Raw genomic sequence first — 18,280 nt, 5'->3', positions numbered from 1 at the left:
GTCGACGAGGCCACAGACCGCCTCGTGCAGCTGGCGCCACGCGCATCACGAGGCGCAGCGGCAGGCGCATCGGCGGCGGCCTCGACCTCGGCTCCCCGGCAACGAGGAGCAGGTTGCGTGGCCGCGGCTACAGCCTCGACCTCTGTGCTACGGCTACGGCTGCAGCATCCGGTGGATGACGTCGACGTAGGACTCCGGGGTCACCTCAAGGCCGTAGACGGCGCGATGCAAGAGCAGTCCGTCGTGGACCGCTAGGACGGCGGCGGTGATCTCGTCGGCCGTCAGGTCGTCCCGAGCAAGGCCTAGTTCCTTCACGGCGTCGACCCACACTGCCGCCTCTGCCAGCCACCCGGCGTAGAGCTCGCGCAGTTCGTCGAGGTGGGAAGAGCCCTCGGGGAGAGACTGGAAGAACTCGGCGATCAGCATCCCGAAGCCCAGACCGTTCTGTCGCTCGTCCGGCAGCACGCTCACCATCGCCGCGATCGCATCCCTCAAGGTCGCCGGCGCGGGATCCAAGGCTCGACTCGCCCACTCCGAGCGCTCGTTGCCACGCCATCGCAGCACCTCGACGAAGAACGCCTCCTTGCTGCCGAAGTGGAAGTAGAAGGCTCCGCGCGTGTAGTCGCTGTCGTGGACGATGTCCTCGATCGTGGTGGCGGCGTAGCCCTTGAGTGGGAAGCGCTCGATGCCGAGCCGGAGCAGGCCGGCACGTGTCGCCTCGCGACGCTGCACATGCTTGTTCGGCCGTTTCCCCTTCAGGACCGGCTCTCCGCCTGCCGTCACCGACTCCACCATCCCGCCGATCCTAGAGGACCTGGCGGGGATCCCCCGAGCGGCATCTTGCACGCTCGTCGGCGAGCACGAGCACCCACCTTCGAGCGCATGTTCGCGCAACGCTTCCCGAGGCCGCACCAGCCCCAGCGTCGACTCGCGCTCACGAGGCCCAGCAGAACAAGCGTGAAACGAGACACCGGAAGAGACAGCAGAGGCCGTTTTCGGATCACTCCAAAAACGGCCTCTGGCTTGGGATTTCTCCCTAGTAGCGGGGACAGGATTTGAACCTGTTGACCTCTGGGTTATGAGCGGAGAGATGGAGCCGAAATGTCACCGTCAAGAACGACGGAAGCCGTCCCCCTTGGGTTCGAAGGAGTAGTCCGTCGAGTCGGGTACGGCGGGCACCGACGTGGGCCAGCATCGACATGACGGGCGGCATGACGGGCGGGTTCACTCACCAACGATATGTGCCAGTGGGACGTCTGGGCCGCCATGTGCGACGGTCGCCGGCGCCGGAAGGGGCTACTCAAAGAAGGCGGCGGTCCCCGTCGGCGATTGAGGCGAAATCCTGGCCGTGGTTGTCGAGTAGCCAGGTCAACTGCGCGACCGAAGAGCTCGGCCAGATCGTCGACAAGGTCGAAGTAGTCGAAGCCGAGGCGTGAGCCGGGCTGGAGCTCGTCGCGCAGGTCGACGTCGCTGTCAGGACGATCCTCGCCACGGCTCACCGAGCCGAACACCTCGAGACGCACGACGCCGTACCGTTCGCACACCTCGCGGAGACGCGCAACGTCGACAGCGAGACCGTTCATGCCCTCGTGGTAGGTCCACGCGCCCGGCCCAGGCAGAACTCATTCCAGGTTCGACGCACGTTTTCTGCTAGGGATGGGTACGTCTATGCGCGAACTGGGGGGATGAATGTGGAAGGACCCGTGAAGCCGACGCTCGCCCTCATCGACGACTCCGATGACGTGCGCGCGCTGGTGAGGACACGGTTGCAGCTCTCCGGCGAGTTCGAGTTCGTCGGGGAGGGGAGCGACGGCAGCGAGGCGATCAGCCTCGCCTACCGTCATGAGCCGGATCTGATGGTGCTCGACATCTCGATGCCGGCGATGGACGGCCTGGAGGCGTTGCCGGCGATCCTGGCGCTCTCCCCGGAGACCCGGGTGGTGATGTTCACCGGGTTCGAGGAGCGCGGGCTGGCCGAGCGGGCGCGGGAGCTCGGCGCCGCCGGCTACGTCGAGAAGTCGCTGCCGATCGACCAGCTGCCCGACCGTCTTCTCGCCGTACTCGGGAAGGAGCAGCCGCACCGCCCGCGCGGCCTGCGGCTGGTCGACCGGGGCGGCGCCAACGACGACCAGGCGGTGCTGGACGAGCATCTGGAGCGGTTCCGGGAGGTCTTCGACCAGGCCGCCATCGGGATGGCCACCCTCACTCTCACCGGTAACGTGGTGCGCGCCAACCACGCCCTGGCCGAGATGATGAGATGCGACCCCGCCGACCTGGTCGGCGTCGACTACGGCCAGGTCAGCACGGGGCACGGCGACGAGCTCGACGAGGGCCTGCGGTTGATCCGCGACGAGAACCAGGGCCTGGTCACGTTCGAGCATCCGCTGCCCCTGGACCAGGACCGGATGGTGCGGGTGACACTGGCGCCGATCCGCGACTCCAAGATGCAGCCGCTCTACGTCTTCGCGCAGGTGCAGGACATCAGCGGCCAGCGGCACGCCGAGGAGGCGCTGCGACTCAGCGAGGAGCGGTTCCGGCTGCTGGTCACCGCGGTGCGCGACTACGCCATCTTCATGCTCGACCCGGACGGCCGCGTGGCCAGCTGGAACGTCGGCGCCGAGCGGATCAAGGGCTACGCCTCCGACGAGATCATCGGTCAGCACTTCCGGCTCTTCTACCCGCCTGAGGAGCAGGAGGCGGGGCACCCGGAGGAGAACCTCGCCCGGGCGCTGCGCCACGGCTCCTACGCCGAGGAGGGCTGGCGGGTGCGCAAGGACGGCACCCGGTTCTGGGCGAGCGTGGTGATCACCGCGGTGTACGACGAGGCCGGGCGCCATGTCGGCTTCGCGAAGGTGACCCGCGACCAGACCGAACAGCGTGAGTACGCCGAGCAGCGGCAGGGTGCGCTCGAGCAGCAGGCCCACCTGCTCGCCGTGACCGCCCACGAGCTGCGCACCCCGGCGGCGGTGGTGGCCGGCTCCGCGAGCATGCTGCTCGACGAGGGGTCCGCGCTCGGGCCGCCCGAGCGCCGCCAGCTGCTCTCGGCGATCGCGGCCAGTGGCTACCGGTTGCAGCGGATCGTCACCGACATGGCCGCCGCTTCGCGGCTGGAGCGGGACGCGCTCGAGCTGGACATCTCGAGCACCTCGCTGCACGCGCTCCTGCACAGCGCGCTCCAGGGCCTGCGGGCCGCGCATCCGGGCATCGAGGTCACCGCCGATCTGCCCGAGGACGTCACCATCCCCGCCGACGCCGGCCGGCTCGGTCAGGCGGTCGACAACCTGCTGGAGAACGCCGTGCGGCACGGCCAGCCGCCGATCACCGTCACCGCCCGGGTCGAGCCGGAGTGCGTGGTGATCTCGATCAGCGACGCCGGCAACGGCGTCCCCACCGAGTTGCTGCCGCGGCTCTTCGACCGGTTCGCCATCGCCGGGCCCACCGGCGGCACCGGGTTGGGCCTCTACCTGGTCCGCCGCATCGCCCGCGGGCATGACGGCGACGCACGCTACCGGCCGCCCGCCCACGGCGTACCCCACGTCTTCGAGCTGACCCTGCCGCGGGAACAGACCCGCACCCGGACGCGAGTACACGGCTGAGCGGCCGGCGTCGAAGCCGTTTCGCGCGGGTGATGTGGGTAGGCTGTGGCGCATGAGCAAAGTCGTCGGCTATGTCCCCGGCGTCTTCGACCTCTTCCACGTCGGCCACCTCAACGCCCTGCGCCAGGGCCGGTCGATGTGTGACGTCCTGGTCGCGGGGGTGGTCTCCGACGAGGTGTGCGAGGCCGCCAAGGGGATCCGTCCCACCGTGCCGCTGCGTGAGCGCCTGGAGATCGTCAAGGCGATCGGCATCGTCGACGACGCCTACGTCGAGGTGACCACCGACAAGCGCGACGCCTGGCGCGACGTCGGGTTCCACAAGATCTTCAAGGGTGACGACTGGTTGGGCACCCCGAAGGGGGAGCGGCTCGAGGAGCTGATGGCCGAGGTCGGCGTCGAGGTCGTCTACTTCCCCTACACCGTCCACACGTCGAGCACCGCGCTGCGGGCCCACCTGGCGCGCGCCGCCGAACGGGTGTCGTGACGGACCCAGCCGTTGGGGTCATCGGCGGGGTCACCGTCGACGACCGCGGCATCCACGTCACCGCGACGGGCACCGGTCCGCTGGTGCTCTCGGTGGAGGGTCGCTACGTCTGGTCGCTGACCCCGGAGCGCGACGGTACGCCGGAGGCGGGTGGCCTGCTGGTGCCGTGGCCGCACGTCCTGCACCGCTATCTGGACGGCGTGGGGCGGATCCGGGTCGCGGACGTGCCCGGCGTACGCGTCTTCTTCGACGCGGAGGTCTCGCTGGGCTCGGGCCGCGACCGGATCGAGATCGTCGACGGGGAGGGCAACCCGCTCAGCGTGGACAAGGTCGGCCACCTGACCCGCTCCTTCGCCGCCACCGACGAGGGGATCCGCGAGGAGATCCTGGCCGGCACCGAGCGGGCGCTGCGCGACCTGCGCGAGACCTGCGGCGTGGATGCCTACCTCAACTACGGCGCGCTGCTCGGCGCCATCCGGGACGGCGCGATGATCGCGCACGACTCCGACACCGACGTCTGCTACCTGTCGCGGCATACCTCGCCGGCCGACATCATCATGGAGTCGTACCGGATCGAGCGGACGATGCGGGACCTGGGCTGGAACCTGCTTCGCATGTCGGGCGGCGACATCAAGCTGCTGCTGCCGCTCAGCGACGGCCGCACCTGCCATATCGACATCTTCGTGGCGTTCTACGTGCTTGGCACCTTCTACCAGCTCGGCAACCGCAGCGGACACCTGCCGCGGGAGGCGATCGTGCCCGTCTCGCAGATCGAGCTGCACGGCCACACCTTCCCGGCGCCGGCCGATCCCGAGGCGATGCTGGCCTTCCTCTACGGCCCGTCCTGGCGGGTGCCCGACCCCTCCTTCAAGTACGCCGACCCACCCGCGGGCGTGCGCCGCCTCGACGGCTGGCTGCGCGGGTTCCGCAGCGACATGGGCCGCTGGACCGAGTTCTGGACCTCGGTGACCGCGCGGCATGTGCCGCGGCGCGGGTCGGCGTTCGCGCGCTGGGTCAAGCGGCAGCTGCCCCGCGAGGACGCGCTGCTGGAGATCGGCATGGGCAATGGCCGTGACGCGCTCTACTTCGCCCGGCGCGGCCGGCGGCCGGTGTGGGCGGTGGACTACTCCCGCGGCGCGATCCGGTTCACCCTGCGGCGCAGTCGACGCAAGGGCATCGAGCTGCGGGTGGAGCAGCTCATCCTCGGCGAGCTGCGCCAGGTGCTGACCTTCGGCGCGCGGCTGGCCCGCGACCCGCACCACGTCTACGCCCGCGGCCTGCTCGGCTGCCTCGACGCCGCCGCCCGCGAGCAGCTGTGGCGGCTGTGCCGGATGGGACTGCGTGGTGCCGGCCGGTTGCTGTTCCTGGAGTTCGCGGCGACCGGTCCGGTCGGCGCCGAGGCACCCGAGCCGCTGCCCGCCGGGCTGGTCAGGCGGCTCGACCCGGAGGCGGTCGTCGCCGAGATCGAAGCGCAGGGCGGCCTGGTCGAGACCCTCTGGGTGGGCGCCGGCGAGGACCTCTTCGACCACCCCGACCCCTACGTCTGCCGGCTGCGCGTCTCCTGGCCGCGGCCCCGTCAGGAGGAGATCCGGTGATGAACGCCGACAAGCTGCGGTCCAACCTCAGGGCCTGGCGCGAGGAGCGCTCGGGCGAGCGCATCCCGGTCCGGGCCCGGCTGCGGGCTCTCGAGGAGGAGGTGCAGGAGCTGCGTCAGCTCAACCGGCGCATCGCCGAGCTGACCGACGTGGTCGCCGAGCTCCTCATCCCCATCCAGGACCGGGACGAGGCCAAGGTCGCCGAGGTGCTCGAGCGCTACCGCTCCGGGATCTGACAGTCTTGTCCCGCGATCCCCGGTTGGTCTGCCGGTAGGGCCCGCCTGACTTTGAATCAGGACTAGCGACGCAGGTTCGACTCCTGCCCGGGGAGCTCAGGTGGTGCGGGGCGACCGAACAGGTAGCCCTGGGCCCGCTCGTAGCCGAGCCGACGCAGGAGGTCGGCCTGGTGGCGGGTCTCCACGTGCTCGGCGACCAGGCGTAGGCCGAGCGCGCGGCCCATCGCGGCGATCGCCTCCAGCACCGGCGCCTCCTCCTGGTCCTCGCGCACCGACCTGATCAGCGCCCCGTCGACCTTGAGCACGTCGATGGGCAGGCTGTCCAGGCGTCGTAGCGAGGAGTAGCCGGCGCCGAAGTCATCGATCGCGACCCGGATGCCCAGTCCGCGCAGCGCACGCAGGTTGGCCACGATCTGGCCGTCGTCGCCGTCGAAGGCGCCCTCGGTGACCTCGAGCACGATCCGTCGTCCGGGTACGCCGTGGGTCTCCAGGCACTCGCGAACCATCTGCGCGTAGTCGGGGGTGCGCAGCTCGACCGGCGAGGCGTTGACGCCGATGGTGAAGCCGTGGTCCTCGGTCGAGACGAAGGCACACACCTCGTGCAGCAGCCAGGAGCCCAGGGAGTGGATCGCGCCGGTCCGCTCGGCGTCCGGGATGAACTCATGCGGGCCCAGCAGCCCGCGATCCGGTCGCCGCCACCGGACCAGCGCCTCGTAGCCGGCCACGTCGCCGCTCGCCAGGTTGACGACCGGCTGGTAGAGCAGGCACAGCTCACCGCGCTCGATCGCCGCCTCCAGGGCGCTCGCGGCCCGCTCGGGGTCGCCGTAGACCGAGGTCCGGTCCCGACCCGAGGTCTTGGCCTGGTAGAGCGCGACGTCGGCCCGGCCCATCAGCACCGAGCCGGAGTCGCCCCGCTCCCAGGCGGCCACCCCGGCCGAGACGGTCAGCCCCGGCGGGGTCGCGGCGCGCAGCGCGTCGGCGAGATCGGCCGCCCGACCCAGCGGCTGGCCCGGGAGCAGCAGCGCGAACTCGTCGCCGCCGTACCGGCTCAGGCAGGCGCCCGGAGGCACCAGTCGCGACCAGGCCTGGGCGCACGCGATCAGGGCCTGGTCGCCGTGTGGGTGGCCGTGGAGGTCGTTGACCTCCTTGAACCAGTCCACGTCGAGCAGGGTGACGGCGAGCCCACCGCCGCCCTGGTCGGCCTCGCGCAGGGCGGTCTGGAGGCGGCGGGTGAAGCCGCGCCGGTTCAGCAGCAGGGTGAGCGGGTCCTCCTCGGCAGCGTCGGACAGCCGCGCCAGCCAGGCGGCCACCACCGCCATCCCGACGGTGCAGCCCTCGATGATCACGATGGCGCCTGCGGCGATGCTGCTGCGCGACATCGCGACCGCGCAGGCGACCTCGGCGAAGATCACCTCGGCGAGCGCCTCGCGCAGGGCGAAGACGAGCATGGAGTTGACCACCACGAAGATGTACGGCGACCCCAGCGCCACCGAGGCCGAGCCGTGCCCGCCCATCAGCACCAGGGCGGAGATGATCAGGGTCGCGAGCACGGCGAGCGCGTGGTAGCCCCGGCGCGGGATCAGGTGCCCGCAGGCGAAGATCAGCACGCCGATCGCGATCACCCCCGCGCTGACGATCCCGATGCCGACGTGGTCCACCCCGGGCGAGGTCAGGAGCAGGTTGCCGGGCACCAGGGTGAGGCCTCCGAACAGGTAGAGGCTGCCGTTGGTCCAGCGCAGTACGGCCAGGCTCGACACCGCCGGCGTCTCGCGCCACCAGCGCCTGAGGTCGGCCACGATGCGGCGGCCGATGGGGTCGGTCATGTCCCACCGCTTACCCGCGGCGGCGGGGTTGATGCGCCCGCGAGCTCCTCCGGACAGGCCGTGGCGCCCGACCGGCCGCAAGCACCTAGGCTCGTGCCATGAGCGAACTGACGGTGATCGTGCTCGCTGCCGGCCAGGGCAAGCGGATGAAGTCCAGCCTGCCGAAGGTGCTGCACCCCCTCGGCGGGCGCACCATGGTCGGCCACGTCCTCACCGCGGTCGAGGCGCTCGGCGCCGACCGGGTCGTCGCCGTCGTCGGCCACGGCCGCGAGCAGGTCACCGCCCACCTCCACGAGCACTTCCCGGGCGTGCAGGTGGCCGTCCAGGAGGAGCAGCTCGGGACCGGCCACGCCACCCGGGTGGGCCTGGAGGCGGCCGGCACCGTCGGCGGCGACGTCCTCGTCCTGACGGCGGACACCCCGTTGCTCACCGGGGAGACGCTGGTCTGGTTCATGGAACGGCACCGGGGCGGTGGCCGCGCGGTCAGCATCCTGACCGCCGACGTGCCCGACCCCCGCGGCTACGGCCGGATCGTGCGGGACGGCGACGACGTGCGGGCCATCGTCGAGGAGAAGGACGCCAGCGCGCAGGAGCAGGCGATCACCGAGATCAACTCGGGGATCCTGGCCTTCGACGCGGCCTTCCTCGCCGCGGCACTGCCGCGGCTGGGCAACGCCAACGCCAGCGGCGAGTACTACCTGACCGAGGCGGCCCGACTCGCCGCCGAGGACGGGCTGCGCGCCGGCGCCTTCCTGCTCGAGGACCGGCTGCAGACCGAGGGCGCCAACGACCGGGTCCAGCTCGCCGCGCTGGGCAAGGAGCTCAACCGCCGGATCGTGGAGCGGTGGATGCGCGAGGGCGTGACGGTGGTCGACCCGGACACCACCTGGATCCACGTGGACGTCGAGATCGGCCAGGACACCACGATCGAGCCCGGCGTGCAGCTGCTCGGCGTGACGTCGATCGGGCGCGGCGCGCGGATCGGCCCGGACAGCACGCTCACCGACTGCGAGGTCGGCGACGGCGCCCACGTGGTGCGCACCCAGGCGCTGCTCTCGGTGATCGGCGAGGGCGCCGACGTGGGTCCGTTCGCGCATCTGCGCGCCGGCACCGTGCTGGGCCGCACCGGCAAGATCGGTGGCTTCGTGGAGACCAAGAACGCCCGGATCGGCGATGGCGCGAAGGTGCCGCACCTGTCCTACGTCGGCGACGCCACCATCGGCGAGGGCAGCAACATCGGCGCCGGCACGATCTTCGCCAACTACGACGGCGTCGCCAAGCACCACACCACCATCGGGGCCCAGGTGAAGTCCGGCTCCAACGTGACGTTCGTGGCTCCGGTGACGGTCGGCGACGGTGCCGGTACCGGCGCCGGCACGCTGGTGCGCGAGGACGTCCCGCCGGGCGCGATGGCGCTCTCGGCCGGCCCGCAGCGGCTGCTCGAGGGCTGGGCGCAGGAGCGCCGGGCCGGTACGGCGCAGGCGGCGGCGGCCGAGGCCGCCCGTGCGGCCGGCGTCCTCGTGGTCGGCCGACCGGACGCCGCGGGGACCCCCGATGAACATCCGGGTGAACAGTCGGGTGACCATGAGGCGTCTCACACCGGGGGACCCGAGGTTGGGGCAGCAGACCCCGGTAGGTCAGAATCCTGACGTAAGGCCCTTCGGCGGACACCATCCAGGGAGCAGCGCCTGTGACGGACATCAAGCGGACCACTGAGAAGCACCTGATGGTCTTCAGTGGCCGGGCCCATCCGGAGCTGGCCGAGGAGGTCAGCCGGATCCTTGACACCGCACTGGTGCCGACCTCGGCGTACGACTTCGCGAACTCCGAGATCTACGTGCGCTACCAGGAGTCGGTCCGCGGAGCGGACTGCTTCGTGATCCAGAGCCACACCGCGCCGATCAACCAGTGGATCATGGAGCACCTGATCATGGTCGACGCGCTCAAGCGCGCCTCGGCCAAGCGGATCACCGTGGTGATGCCGTTCTGGGGCTACAGCCGCCAGGACAAGAAGCACAAGGGCCGCGAGCCGATCTCGGCCCGGCTCGTCGCCGACCTGTTCAAGACCGCCGGCGCGGACCGGATCATCTCGGTCGACCTGCACGCCGACCAGCTGCAGGGCTACTTCGACGGCCCGGTCGACCACTTGATGGCGCTGCCGGTGCTGACCGACTACATCGGGCAGAAGTACGGCGACCAGCAGCTGTGCGTGGTCTCGCCGGATGCCGGCCGGATCAAGGTCGCCGAGCGGTGGGCGGCGCGGCTGGGCGGCGTACCGCTGGCGTTCATCCACAAGACCCGCAACATCGAGCGGCCCAACGAGACCGTCGCCAATCGGGTCGTCGGCGAGGTGGCCGGCAAGGTCTGCGTGCTGACCGACGACATCATCGACACCGGCGGCACCATCGTGAAGGCGGCCGAGGCGATCATGGAAGCGGGCGCCGCCGGCGTGATCATCGCCGCCACCCACGCGATCCTCTCCGACCCGGCCGTCGACCGGCTCAAGAACAGCCCCGCCGCCGAGGTCGTCATCACCAACACGCTGCCGGTGCCGGTGGAGAAGCAGTTCGACAAGCTCACGACGCTCTCCATCGCCCCGATGCTGGCCCGCGCCATCCGCGAGGTCTTCGAGGACGGCTCGGTGACCTCCATGTTCGACGGCCACGCCTAGTCTCTGGTCACTGATTTCGCCGAGCCCGCGGTCACGCCCTAGACTTCCCGGGTTGCCTCGGCGAGGGAGCACCGACTCCGTGATCGACAGGGCTGGCTGAGACGCCGCGCGCCCTGGGGCTCGCGGCGTTCGTGGTCTCTCGGCCGGGCGCCCCGATGCACAGACGAAGGAGCCACCCATGTCCAGCGAGAAGATCACCGCCGAGAAGCGCACCGAGTTCGGCAAGGGCGCGGCGCGCCGGATCCGCCGGGAGAACAAGATCCCCGCCGTCATCTACGGCCACGGCGCCGAGCCGATCCACGTGACCCTGCCGGGCCACGACACCATGATGGCGCTCAAGCACCACGGCCAGAACGCCCTGCTCGAGCTCGACATCGACGGCAAGACCCAGCTGGCGCTGACCAAGCAGGTCCAGATCGACCACATCCGCCGCGTCATCGAGCACGTCGACTTCGTCGCCGTGAAGGCGGGCGAGAAGGTCACCGTCGAGGTGCCGGTGCACGTCGTCGGCGAGTCTGCCCCCGGCACGCTGGTCGTCACCGACCACGCCGCCATCGCGGTCGAGGCCGAGGCCACCCACGTGCCCGAGGGCCTGGAGATCAGCGTCGAGGGCGCCGAGGCCGGCACCCAGATCCACGCCAAGGACATCGCGCTGCCTCAGGGCGTCACGCTGGTCCTCGACGCCGACACCCTGGTCGTCAACGTGACCGCCGCGCCGACCGCGGCCCAGGTCGAGGCCGAGCTCGAGTCCGCCGAGGCCGAGGCCGGCATCGTCCACGAGGCTTCGGAGGCCGAGACCGAGGCCGCCGCGGCGACCGAGGCCGAGTGACCGCATGACCGAGGACGGCGTCTGGCTGGTCGTCGGCCTGGGCAACCCCGGGCCGACGTACGCCGGGCACCGCCACAACATCGGCTATCTCGTGGTCGACGAGCTGGCCAAGCGGCTGGGTGTCTCCCGCGGCGGAGCCGCAAGTGTGCACTGGCGGAGCCACAAGACCGGCCGCGCCGACGTGATCGAGGGCCGCCTGATGCCGGGTGGCCCTCGACTGGTCCTGGCGCGCCCGCGCTCGTACATGAACGAGATCGGCGGGCCCACCAAGGCGCTGGCCACCTTCTACAAGGTGCCCGCCGACCACATCATCGCGATCCACGACGAGCTCGACATCCCGTTCGACACGATGCGGGTCAAGCTCGGCGGCGGCGACAACGGCCACAACGGCCTCAAGTCGATCCGGGGCTCGCTGGGTACCGGCGACTTCTACCGGGTGCGGGTTGGAATCGGCCGTCCGCCGGGCCGACAGGACGTCTCCGACTTCGTCCTGTCCAACTACTCCGGCGCCGAGCGCAAGGTGCTGCCGTTCCAGGTCGACACGGCCGCCGACGCCGTCGAGTCGCTGGTCACCGACGGCCTGGAGAAGACCCAGCAGCGGTTCAACTCCTGACCTCGTCGGCGGCGTCGTCAAGCAGCGCCCTGACCGCGGCGACCGCGGCGAGCTGGGAGTTGACCTCCAGCTTGCGCAGCACCGACTTCACCTGGCTGCGCACCGTCGCGGGAGAGACGTCGAACAGCGCGGCGATCCGGCCGACCGGCTCGCCGCTGTAGAGCAGCAGTAGCACCTCGCGTTCCCGCGGGGTGAGCGACCCGGCCCGCTCGCGCAGCACCTGGTCGCGATGGCGCTGTTCGTCCCAGGCCGCCCGCAGCACCCGCTGGTCCGCCTCGGGCATGGTGGTCTGCCCGCGGGCGAGCCGCTGCAGCGTCGCGATCACGTCCTCCAGTGAGGTCTCGCTGGAGAGTACGACGCCGGCGCCGCCCTCCAGTGCGGCTCCCCACAGCGGTCCGCGGGGCGCCCCGGTGAGCACCGCCCACGGCGCGCTGCCGCGCCGCATCACCAGCCCGGCGGCGCGTATCCGGGCCCGCCGGTCGAGCTCGCTGACGAGCAGGCCGACGTCGACGGGCCCGCGCCGTACCGGCTGGCGCGGGCGGGGCAGGACCTCACCGGGCCAGCGCAGCACGACCGGCTCGAAGCCACGCTCGGCCAGTGCCGTCCGGACGGCGTCGCTGACCAGCGACTGGTCCGAGGCGACGGCCACCCGCAGCCGGCTGCGTCGGCGTGAGCCTGTCATCGCCTCACCCCACGTCGATCACGTCATCGACGGCCCTCCCGTCCTCTGAATCCTTGCTCGGCAGGTGAAACCGGGGCAGGACCCCGGGTGATCTCCCCCACATTTGGGGATTGCCGCGCAGGGAGCGGCGCGCAGATGCTCGTAGTGGTCCCGCCATCGGGACCGCCCATCGGCCTGGTGGCGGCGTCGTCGTGTGTCCCAGACGGCGTCGTGCCAGGTGCCGGCTGCCGCCGCGCCCCCACTTGCTGGCGCTGGGCCAGGCCGGTGGGCCCCGGACTAGTCCACCCCCGGGCGGCGTGTCGATAAGGGGATATCTCGCCCAAATGTGGTATAGCGTCCACCTTGTTGGGTACGCGGTCGTCGCGTTCGCCTACGGTCCGGTGAGTCGGACAACGAAGCGACCAGGCACCGCCTCTTCATTGGTGGGGGACGCGGGGATACTCGGGGCGTTTGGGGGAACGGCTCCCTGCTGTGCATGGCTGGTCTTTGCACGGGGGCACAATGACAACTACACGTATACCTCCAGAACTGTGGGACTGGAGATGTTCAGCATTCGCTCTACTGGTGGCAGCAACGCCATTGCTGTCGCTGTCGGTGCTGCTGGCAGATGGTCAGGGGTGGCTCCAGGCCACCGCGAACATCGACGGCCTGGCACTCGCACCCGCCGCCACGGTGTCGGCGATGTGCCTGTACCTCGGCTGGAAGCTGAGCGGCCGCTCGGCGCTCGCCTGGCTGGCGACCGGGACCACCGTGGCGGGCCTACAGGGGCTCACCATGGCCGGGCTCCAGCTGGCTGACGCGCACCAGGCCGCCGGCCAGGCGTTCTGGATGGCGATGGCCGACGTCAGCGTGCTGCTGGCGATCCTGGCGCTCGCCGTGCCGGTCGGCCGCGGCGCGCGCAACAGCGAGCCGGCGGTCATCGGCATCCTGGCCGGGCTGACGCTCGGGCTGGGCCGGCTGGTGGCGGTCAACGACTTCGGCCGGGTCGATCTGTGGATGTTCGGCTGGTGGGGCATCGTGCTCTGCTGGCTGGCCTTCTCCATCCCGCCGATCTGGGGCCTGGCCCGCGTGCGCACGATCCCGCTGTGGGCACGCTGGCGCATCGCCGGCAGCGTGGCGCTGTTCAGCACCGGGCATGTCGCAACGTACCTCGACGGGCCCTCCCGCACGGTGCCCGGCAGTCTGGTCACCATCGTCGCCGACCTCGCCGGAGCGATCCTGCTGGTCGCCGGATCGGTCGCGCTGGTCCGCGAGGTGATGAACGACGACCAGGCCCGGGCCGACGACCTGCAGGTGCGGCTGGACGAGATGGAGGCAGGCATCCGCAAGGACCGGGCTCGCATCCACGAGATCAACTCCACGATCGCCGGCGTCCTCTCGGCCACCCGGCTGTTGCAGGGCGGTGCCTCCGATCAGGAGGTCGCGTCGGCACCGGAGATCGACGCGGCGATCGGTGCGGAGCGGCGCCGGCTGCTCGAGGGCATGATCAACGCCGAGCTCAGTCGGTTGGAGCGCCTGCTCAACGAGCCGCTCGTCGTACCGCGGCCGCGCACCGTGGACCTGGACCACACCATCAGCAACCTGGTGTTGGCCCAGGAGGCCCGCGGCAACCGGATCAAGTGGCTGCCGAGCGGGGCGCGGGTCACCGGCCAGCCCGACGACGTGGCCGAGGTGCTCAACATCCTGCTCGACAACGCCGCCAAGCACGGCTCCGCGGAGGCGTCGGTCACCGTCCAGGAGGTGGCCGACGCGATCGAGATCCTGGTCTCCGACACCGGACCGGGGGTGGCTCCCGAGCTGCGCTCCCAGCTCTTCGAGTGGGGCGCGCGCGGTCCGCGCTCGCGCGGCCAGGGCATCGGTCTCAACATCGCGGCCGACCTCACCCGCAAGCAGGGCGGCTATCTGCGGCTGCGCGAGGGCAACGTCGGCGGCGCGACCTTCGTGGTCGGGCTCCCCGCGGCGAGGCGGGACGACGATGAGCCAGCCCACCTCGCGTAGCCAGATCCGCATCGTCATCGTGGAGGACCATGTCCTCTTCGCCGAGTCCCTCGAGCTGGCCCTGACGGTCGAGGGGTACGACGTGCGGCGGATGACGGTGCCGGACAACGGCAACGCCCCCGGGACGATGATCGCCGCGGTGGTGCGCCAGCACCCCCGGATCGTGCTCCTGGACCTCGACCTGGGCCGGTTCGGGGACGGGCTGCGGATGGTCGCGCCGCTGGCCAAGGCCGGGATCAACGTGGTGGTGGTGACCGCCTCCAGCGAGCGGCCCCGATGGGGCGAGGCACTGCGGTACGGTGCCCGGACGGTGCTGTCGAAGTCGCGTCCGCTCAACGACATCCTGGCGGCCGTGCGGCGGATCACCCACGGACTGCCGGTGATGGACGTCGAGGAGCGCGAGGAGCTGCTTCGGCTCTGGCACCAGCGGCGGTCCGAGCTGGCCGACCTGGAGCGCCGGCTGGAGCTGCTCACCCCGCGCGAGGCCCAGGTGCTCGGGCACCTGATGGAGGGCCACACCGTGCACGACATCGCCACCCTCAGCGTGGTCTCGGAGGCCACCGTGCGCACCCAGGTGAAGTCGATCCTGGCCAAGCTGGAGGTCTCCTCCCAGATCGCCGCGGTCGGGATGGCACACCACGTCGGCTGGCGACGGCCGTCCGGCTAGACGGTCTGGACCAGTCGCGCCGCGCCGGTTTCTTGCCCGATTTGGTGCATGCCGTCGCCGCGGACCCACCCCTAGGTTGAACTCGGACCGGCGCTGGGCCTCATCGGGGCCCAGCGCCCGATCCGCCAGGTGACAAGCGAATCGCCGAGGGGGTGTGCACGTGACATCGCTGGCCTCGGTGCCGCCGCACCTGCGCACCCGTGGGCGTCGCTGGATGCGCTCGCGGCTGCCGCTGTCACAGCGGACCGCCGCCGTACTCGTCGACACGGTGGCCGGCCTGGCCGCCGCCGTACTCGCCGGCGCCTGGGTGTTGGCGCTGCCGCTGGCGCTGTGCTGGACGGTCCTGCTGCACGTGCTCGGCGACGACAGGTGCCCGACCGGGCCACGGGTGCGGCCGGTGTGGACCGCCGGCGCGCTGGTCGTCACCGGCTGCTGGATCGCGGGTACGGCGATCCCGTCCAGCCCGGCCCGGCTGCTGGCCGCGATCGCCGTGGCGGTGACCGGATCGGCGGTGGGGCGACTCACCTGCGGCCGGCTGGCTCGCCGGCTGCGCGTGGTGGTCGTCGCGGCGCAGCCGCCGGTCGACCTCGCCGCGCTGGCCCGCGGTCGGCTGGAGGTGGCCGGCGTCTGCCCGGCCGAGCCGACCGACGTGATCCGGGTGCTGGCGGCCGGGAGCGTCGACGCGGTGATCGTGCTCCCCGGGCCGTCCGCGCGGCAGTTGCAGCGGCTCGCCTGGACGCTGGAGTCGGCCGGGACGCCGCTGCTGGTGGCGACCGGTCTGGAGGACGTGGCCGCGGGCCGGGTCGCCCCGCTCAGGGTCGGCGGGATCGGGGTCGGCGGGGTCGGCCTGGTGCACGTGCGCCCGGCCGCGCGCCGCGGCTGGCGGGGCGTGGCCAAACAGGTCGTCGAGCGCCTGCTCGCGGCCGCCAGTCTGCTGCTGGCCGCGCCGCTGCTGTTCGCCATCGCCGTCGCGGTCAGGTGTGACTCGCCGGGCCCGGCGCTGTTCCGTCAGACCCGGGTGGGCCGCAACGGTCACAGTTTCACGATGCTCAAGTTCCGCACCATGACCGCCGACGCCGAACAGCGCCGGGCCGAGCTGGCCTCGGAGTGCGACGGGCCGCTGTTCAAGGTGCGCGCCGACCCGCGGATCACCCGGGTCGGCGGCTTTCTGCGCCGCTACTCCCTCGACGAGCTGCCGCAGCTGATCAACGTGGTGCGTGGACAGATGGCGCTGGTCGGCCCGCGGCCGGCGCTGCCCGAGGAGGTCGCCGCATACGACGCCGACCCGCACCGTCGGCTCGCGGTCGCACCCGGCATCACCGGGCTGTGGCAGGTCTCGGGCCGCTCGGACCTGCCCTGGAGCGAGGCGGTCCGCCTCGACCTGGCCTACGTCGACAACTGGTCGCTGGGCCTTGACCTCGCGATCGTGATGCGCACCCTGGGCGCGGTGCTGCGGCACCGCGGGGCGTACTGAGCATCAGCCCAGCAGCCCGGCCTTCTCCAGGTCGTCGGCCGCCCGGCGCAGGACGCCGAACGGCAGGCCGGCCCGCTCGGCGATGGCGAGCACCGGGGTGGCGCCGTCGCTGCAGGCCAGCAGCCACAGCATCGCCATCACCGCGTCGTCGGCCGACCGGCCGCCGGTGGTCGGGTAGAGGCCGTAGCGGCCCAGCTGCGGCTCGCCGTACGGCGCCAGGTTGCGCAGCGTCCGATCCTCCTCCAGCACCTCGAGGATTTCCTCGATCGCGGTCAGCGACTCGCGCAGCTCGGCATCGGTCACGAAGCCGAGGTCGTCGGCGGAGGTGTGGTACTCGGGGTACTCCCCGTGCGGCGTCCGGGTCAGCCGGCCGGCGGACAGGTCGAAGCCGAGGGCGTTGAACTGCCGCTCGTCGTACCCGTAGGGCGAGTAGTCCACCACCCGGCCCTCGCGGCGGCCCACCACGTGCATCGCGGCCCGGTCCAGGGGCCGGTCGCCGTGCCGGGTGCGCTTGTAGGTCAGCGGCCCGCCGCCGCCCAGCCCGGTCAGCACCAGCACGTGCCGCAGCCGCGGCAGCACCTCGGCGTTGCGAGAGAGCCAGGTCAGCGAGCCGACGGTGCCGGGCGCGAACAGGAACCGGTAGGTCAGCCGATGCTCGCGCTCGGCCAGCCGCTGGGCCAGCTCGACGGCCACCGACAGCCCGGAGAGGTTGTCGTTGACCAGGGAGGGGTGGCACACGTGCGAGCTGATCAGCACCTCGTCGGTGCTGGTGCCGGGCACGACCAATTCGCCGTAGACCAGCTCACCGGGCGCGAGGGTGGTGTCGACCAGGACGTCGAAGAGGCCGTCCCCGAGCGCGTCGCGCTGCCGCTGGGTGAGGCAGAAGCCCCAGTCGCGGTGGTAGTACGACGTCCGGTAGGGGATCCAGTCCGGATGCTCGGGCAGCGAGTGCAGGTGCGGCTCGAGCTCGGCGCGGGAGATCCGACCGTGGAATGGCGTGCTGTAGGAGACCAGGTGCAGGGTGTGGTCGGCCAGGTCGACCAGTCGCTCGCCGGTCTCGGCGTCGGCGATCCAGGCGGCACGGGCGTTCCACTCCGGCGGCAGCGTCCAGTCGAAGGCGGGTGTGCCGGAGGGCACCGCGTGCACGGTCAGCGGGACCGACTCGGCCAGGATCGCCAACGTGCGGCGTACGCCGTCGCCGGTCAGGCTGCGACACAGCGGATAGAGCCGCTCCAGGCGTTCGCGGATCGGGTCCACGACGGCCGCCTCAATGGCGGCGGAGCAGGTCGTCGAGGCGCCCCTCGGCCTGCTGGCGCTGGATCTGCTGGAGTCGCACGTGGCGCCGCTCGAGCGCCTCGGCGTCGAAGCCGTACGCCGCCATGTCCTCGGCCAGCTCGACGATCCCCTCGGCCATCGTCCAGGTGGGCCGGAAGGCCGGCAGCATCCGGCTGGCCTTGAGGAAGCTGACCCGGTAGTCGCGGGCGTCGGAGCCGGCGCCGTCGGCGATGCTGATCGGCGCGCCGAACCGCTCCGCGACCGCCGCGGCGATGTCGCGCACCTGCACCACGTCCTCGTCGCGGCCGACGTTGAACGCCTGGTCGTGCACCAGGTC

General features: G+C 71.5%; 16 protein-coding genes, 1 tRNA gene and 1 pseudogene. 12 read left to right on the top strand and 6 right to left on the bottom strand.

Annotated features, from left to right (window positions below; all coding sequences use genetic code 11):
* Nucleotides 1-153 precede the first annotated feature (153 nt).
* Nucleotides 154-795 carry a TetR/AcrR family transcriptional regulator gene (locus VHA72_RS13315; RefSeq protein ID WP_325575987.1) on the bottom strand — a complete coding sequence of 214 codons (642 nt, stop codon included), beginning with the start codon at nucleotides 793-795 and terminating at the stop codon, nucleotides 154-156.
* A gap of 281 nt (nucleotides 796-1,076) precedes the next feature.
* Nucleotides 1,077-1,583: a nucleotidyltransferase family protein gene (locus tag VHA72_RS13310; RefSeq protein ID WP_325575985.1), complete on the bottom strand. Its 507-nt coding sequence runs from the start codon at nucleotides 1,581-1,583 to the stop codon at nucleotides 1,077-1,079.
* A 120-nt stretch (nucleotides 1,584-1,703) separates the two neighbouring features.
* On the opposite strand from VHA72_RS13310, the gene VHA72_RS13305 reads away from it, so the two are divergent.
* The 5 genes from VHA72_RS13305 to VHA72_RS13285 all read left to right on the top strand — a co-directional run bounded on the left by VHA72_RS13305 (nucleotide 1,704) and on the right by VHA72_RS13285 (nucleotide 6,006).
* Complete coding sequence (locus tag VHA72_RS13305) at nucleotides 1,704-3,596, top strand: PAS domain S-box protein (RefSeq protein WP_325575983.1); 1,893 nt, start codon at nucleotides 1,704-1,706, stop codon at nucleotides 3,594-3,596.
* A 52-nt stretch (nucleotides 3,597-3,648) separates the two neighbouring features.
* A complete protein-coding gene (locus VHA72_RS13300; protein ID WP_325575981.1) occupies nucleotides 3,649-4,080 on the top strand; it encodes an FAD synthase family protein in 432 nt (143 codons plus the stop codon).
* Complete coding sequence (locus tag VHA72_RS13295) at nucleotides 4,077-5,675, top strand: LicD family protein (RefSeq protein ID WP_325575979.1); 1,599 nt, start codon at nucleotides 4,077-4,079, stop codon at nucleotides 5,673-5,675. Before VHA72_RS13300 ends, VHA72_RS13295 begins: the two co-directional genes overlap by 4 nt.
* The gene (locus VHA72_RS13290; protein ID WP_325575977.1) at nucleotides 5,675-5,911 is read left to right on the top strand and encodes a DUF6752 domain-containing protein; all 237 of its coding nucleotides are present in this window, start codon (nucleotides 5,675-5,677) and stop codon (nucleotides 5,909-5,911) included. Before VHA72_RS13295 ends, VHA72_RS13290 begins: the two co-directional genes overlap by 1 nt.
* Nucleotides 5,912-5,927: 16 nt before the next feature.
* Nucleotides 5,928-6,006: transfer RNA gene (locus tag VHA72_RS13285), tRNA-Gln, on the top strand.
* Here the strand turns inward: VHA72_RS13285 and VHA72_RS13280 are convergent.
* Complete coding sequence (locus VHA72_RS13280) at nucleotides 5,974-7,734, bottom strand: putative bifunctional diguanylate cyclase/phosphodiesterase (protein ID WP_325575975.1); 1,761 nt, start codon at nucleotides 7,732-7,734, stop codon at nucleotides 5,974-5,976. The two genes, VHA72_RS13285 and VHA72_RS13280, sit on opposite strands and share 33 nt — an antisense overlap.
* A 98-nt stretch (nucleotides 7,735-7,832) precedes the next feature.
* Here VHA72_RS13280 and glmU point away from each other — a divergent pair, with 98 nt between their 5' ends.
* The 4 genes from glmU (at nucleotide 7,833) to pth (ending at nucleotide 11,847) form a co-directional block, all read left to right on the top strand.
* Nucleotides 7,833-9,383: a bifunctional UDP-N-acetylglucosamine diphosphorylase/glucosamine-1-phosphate N-acetyltransferase GlmU gene (glmU, locus tag VHA72_RS13275; RefSeq protein WP_325575973.1), complete on the top strand. Its 1,551-nt coding sequence runs from the start codon at nucleotides 7,833-7,835 to the stop codon at nucleotides 9,381-9,383.
* 41 nt (nucleotides 9,384-9,424) lie between these two features.
* Nucleotides 9,425-10,405 carry a ribose-phosphate diphosphokinase gene (locus tag VHA72_RS13270; protein ID WP_325575971.1) on the top strand — a complete coding sequence of 327 codons (981 nt, stop codon included), beginning with the start codon at nucleotides 9,425-9,427 and terminating at the stop codon, nucleotides 10,403-10,405.
* Nucleotides 10,406-10,583: 178 nt separating this feature from the next.
* On the top strand, nucleotides 10,584-11,234 hold the full coding sequence (locus VHA72_RS13265) for a 50S ribosomal protein L25/general stress protein Ctc (RefSeq protein WP_325575969.1): 651 nt from the start codon (nucleotides 10,584-10,586) through the stop codon (nucleotides 11,232-11,234).
* 4 nt (nucleotides 11,235-11,238) lie between these two features.
* Nucleotides 11,239-11,847, top strand: coding sequence for an aminoacyl-tRNA hydrolase (pth, locus tag VHA72_RS13260; protein WP_325575967.1), 609 nt, complete (start codon nucleotides 11,239-11,241; stop codon nucleotides 11,845-11,847).
* Here pth and VHA72_RS13255 read toward each other — a convergent pair.
* A complete protein-coding gene (locus VHA72_RS13255; protein ID WP_325575965.1) occupies nucleotides 11,837-12,529 on the bottom strand; it encodes a LuxR C-terminal-related transcriptional regulator in 693 nt (230 codons plus the stop codon). The genes pth and VHA72_RS13255 overlap by 11 nt on opposite strands.
* A gap of 564 nt (nucleotides 12,530-13,093) precedes the next feature.
* Between VHA72_RS13255 and VHA72_RS13250 the strand changes: the two genes are divergently transcribed.
* From VHA72_RS13250 to VHA72_RS13240, 3 genes are all read left to right on the top strand, one after another.
* Nucleotides 13,094-14,527: a sensor histidine kinase gene (locus tag VHA72_RS13250; RefSeq protein ID WP_325575964.1), complete on the top strand. Its 1,434-nt coding sequence runs from the start codon at nucleotides 13,094-13,096 to the stop codon at nucleotides 14,525-14,527.
* The gene (locus tag VHA72_RS13245) at nucleotides 14,505-15,194 is read left to right on the top strand and encodes a response regulator (protein ID WP_325575962.1); all 690 of its coding nucleotides are present in this window, start codon (nucleotides 14,505-14,507) and stop codon (nucleotides 15,192-15,194) included. The genes VHA72_RS13250 and VHA72_RS13245 overlap by 23 nt, the downstream gene beginning before the upstream one ends.
* 160 nt (nucleotides 15,195-15,354) lie before the next feature.
* The gene (locus tag VHA72_RS13240) at nucleotides 15,355-16,668 is read left to right on the top strand and encodes an exopolysaccharide biosynthesis polyprenyl glycosylphosphotransferase (RefSeq protein ID WP_325575960.1); all 1,314 of its coding nucleotides are present in this window, start codon (nucleotides 15,355-15,357) and stop codon (nucleotides 16,666-16,668) included.
* 3 nt (nucleotides 16,669-16,671) lie between these two features.
* Here the strand turns inward: VHA72_RS13240 and VHA72_RS13235 are convergent, their stop codons facing one another.
* A complete protein-coding gene (locus VHA72_RS13235) occupies nucleotides 16,672-17,925 on the bottom strand; it encodes a DUF4910 domain-containing protein (protein ID WP_325575958.1) in 1,254 nt (417 codons plus the stop codon).
* 10 nt (nucleotides 17,926-17,935) lie between these two features.
* Nucleotides 17,936-18,280 (bottom strand): annotated as a pseudogene (locus VHA72_RS13230) (NAD-dependent dehydratase); the annotation flags it as partial.

It is taken from the genome of Nocardioides sp. (assembly GCF_035547795.1).
GTDB lineage: Bacteria > Actinomycetota > Actinomycetes > Propionibacteriales > Nocardioidaceae > Nocardioides.
The sequence above is the reverse complement of the archived record's forward strand: the minus strand, read 5'-3'. Positions and strand labels throughout refer to the sequence as shown.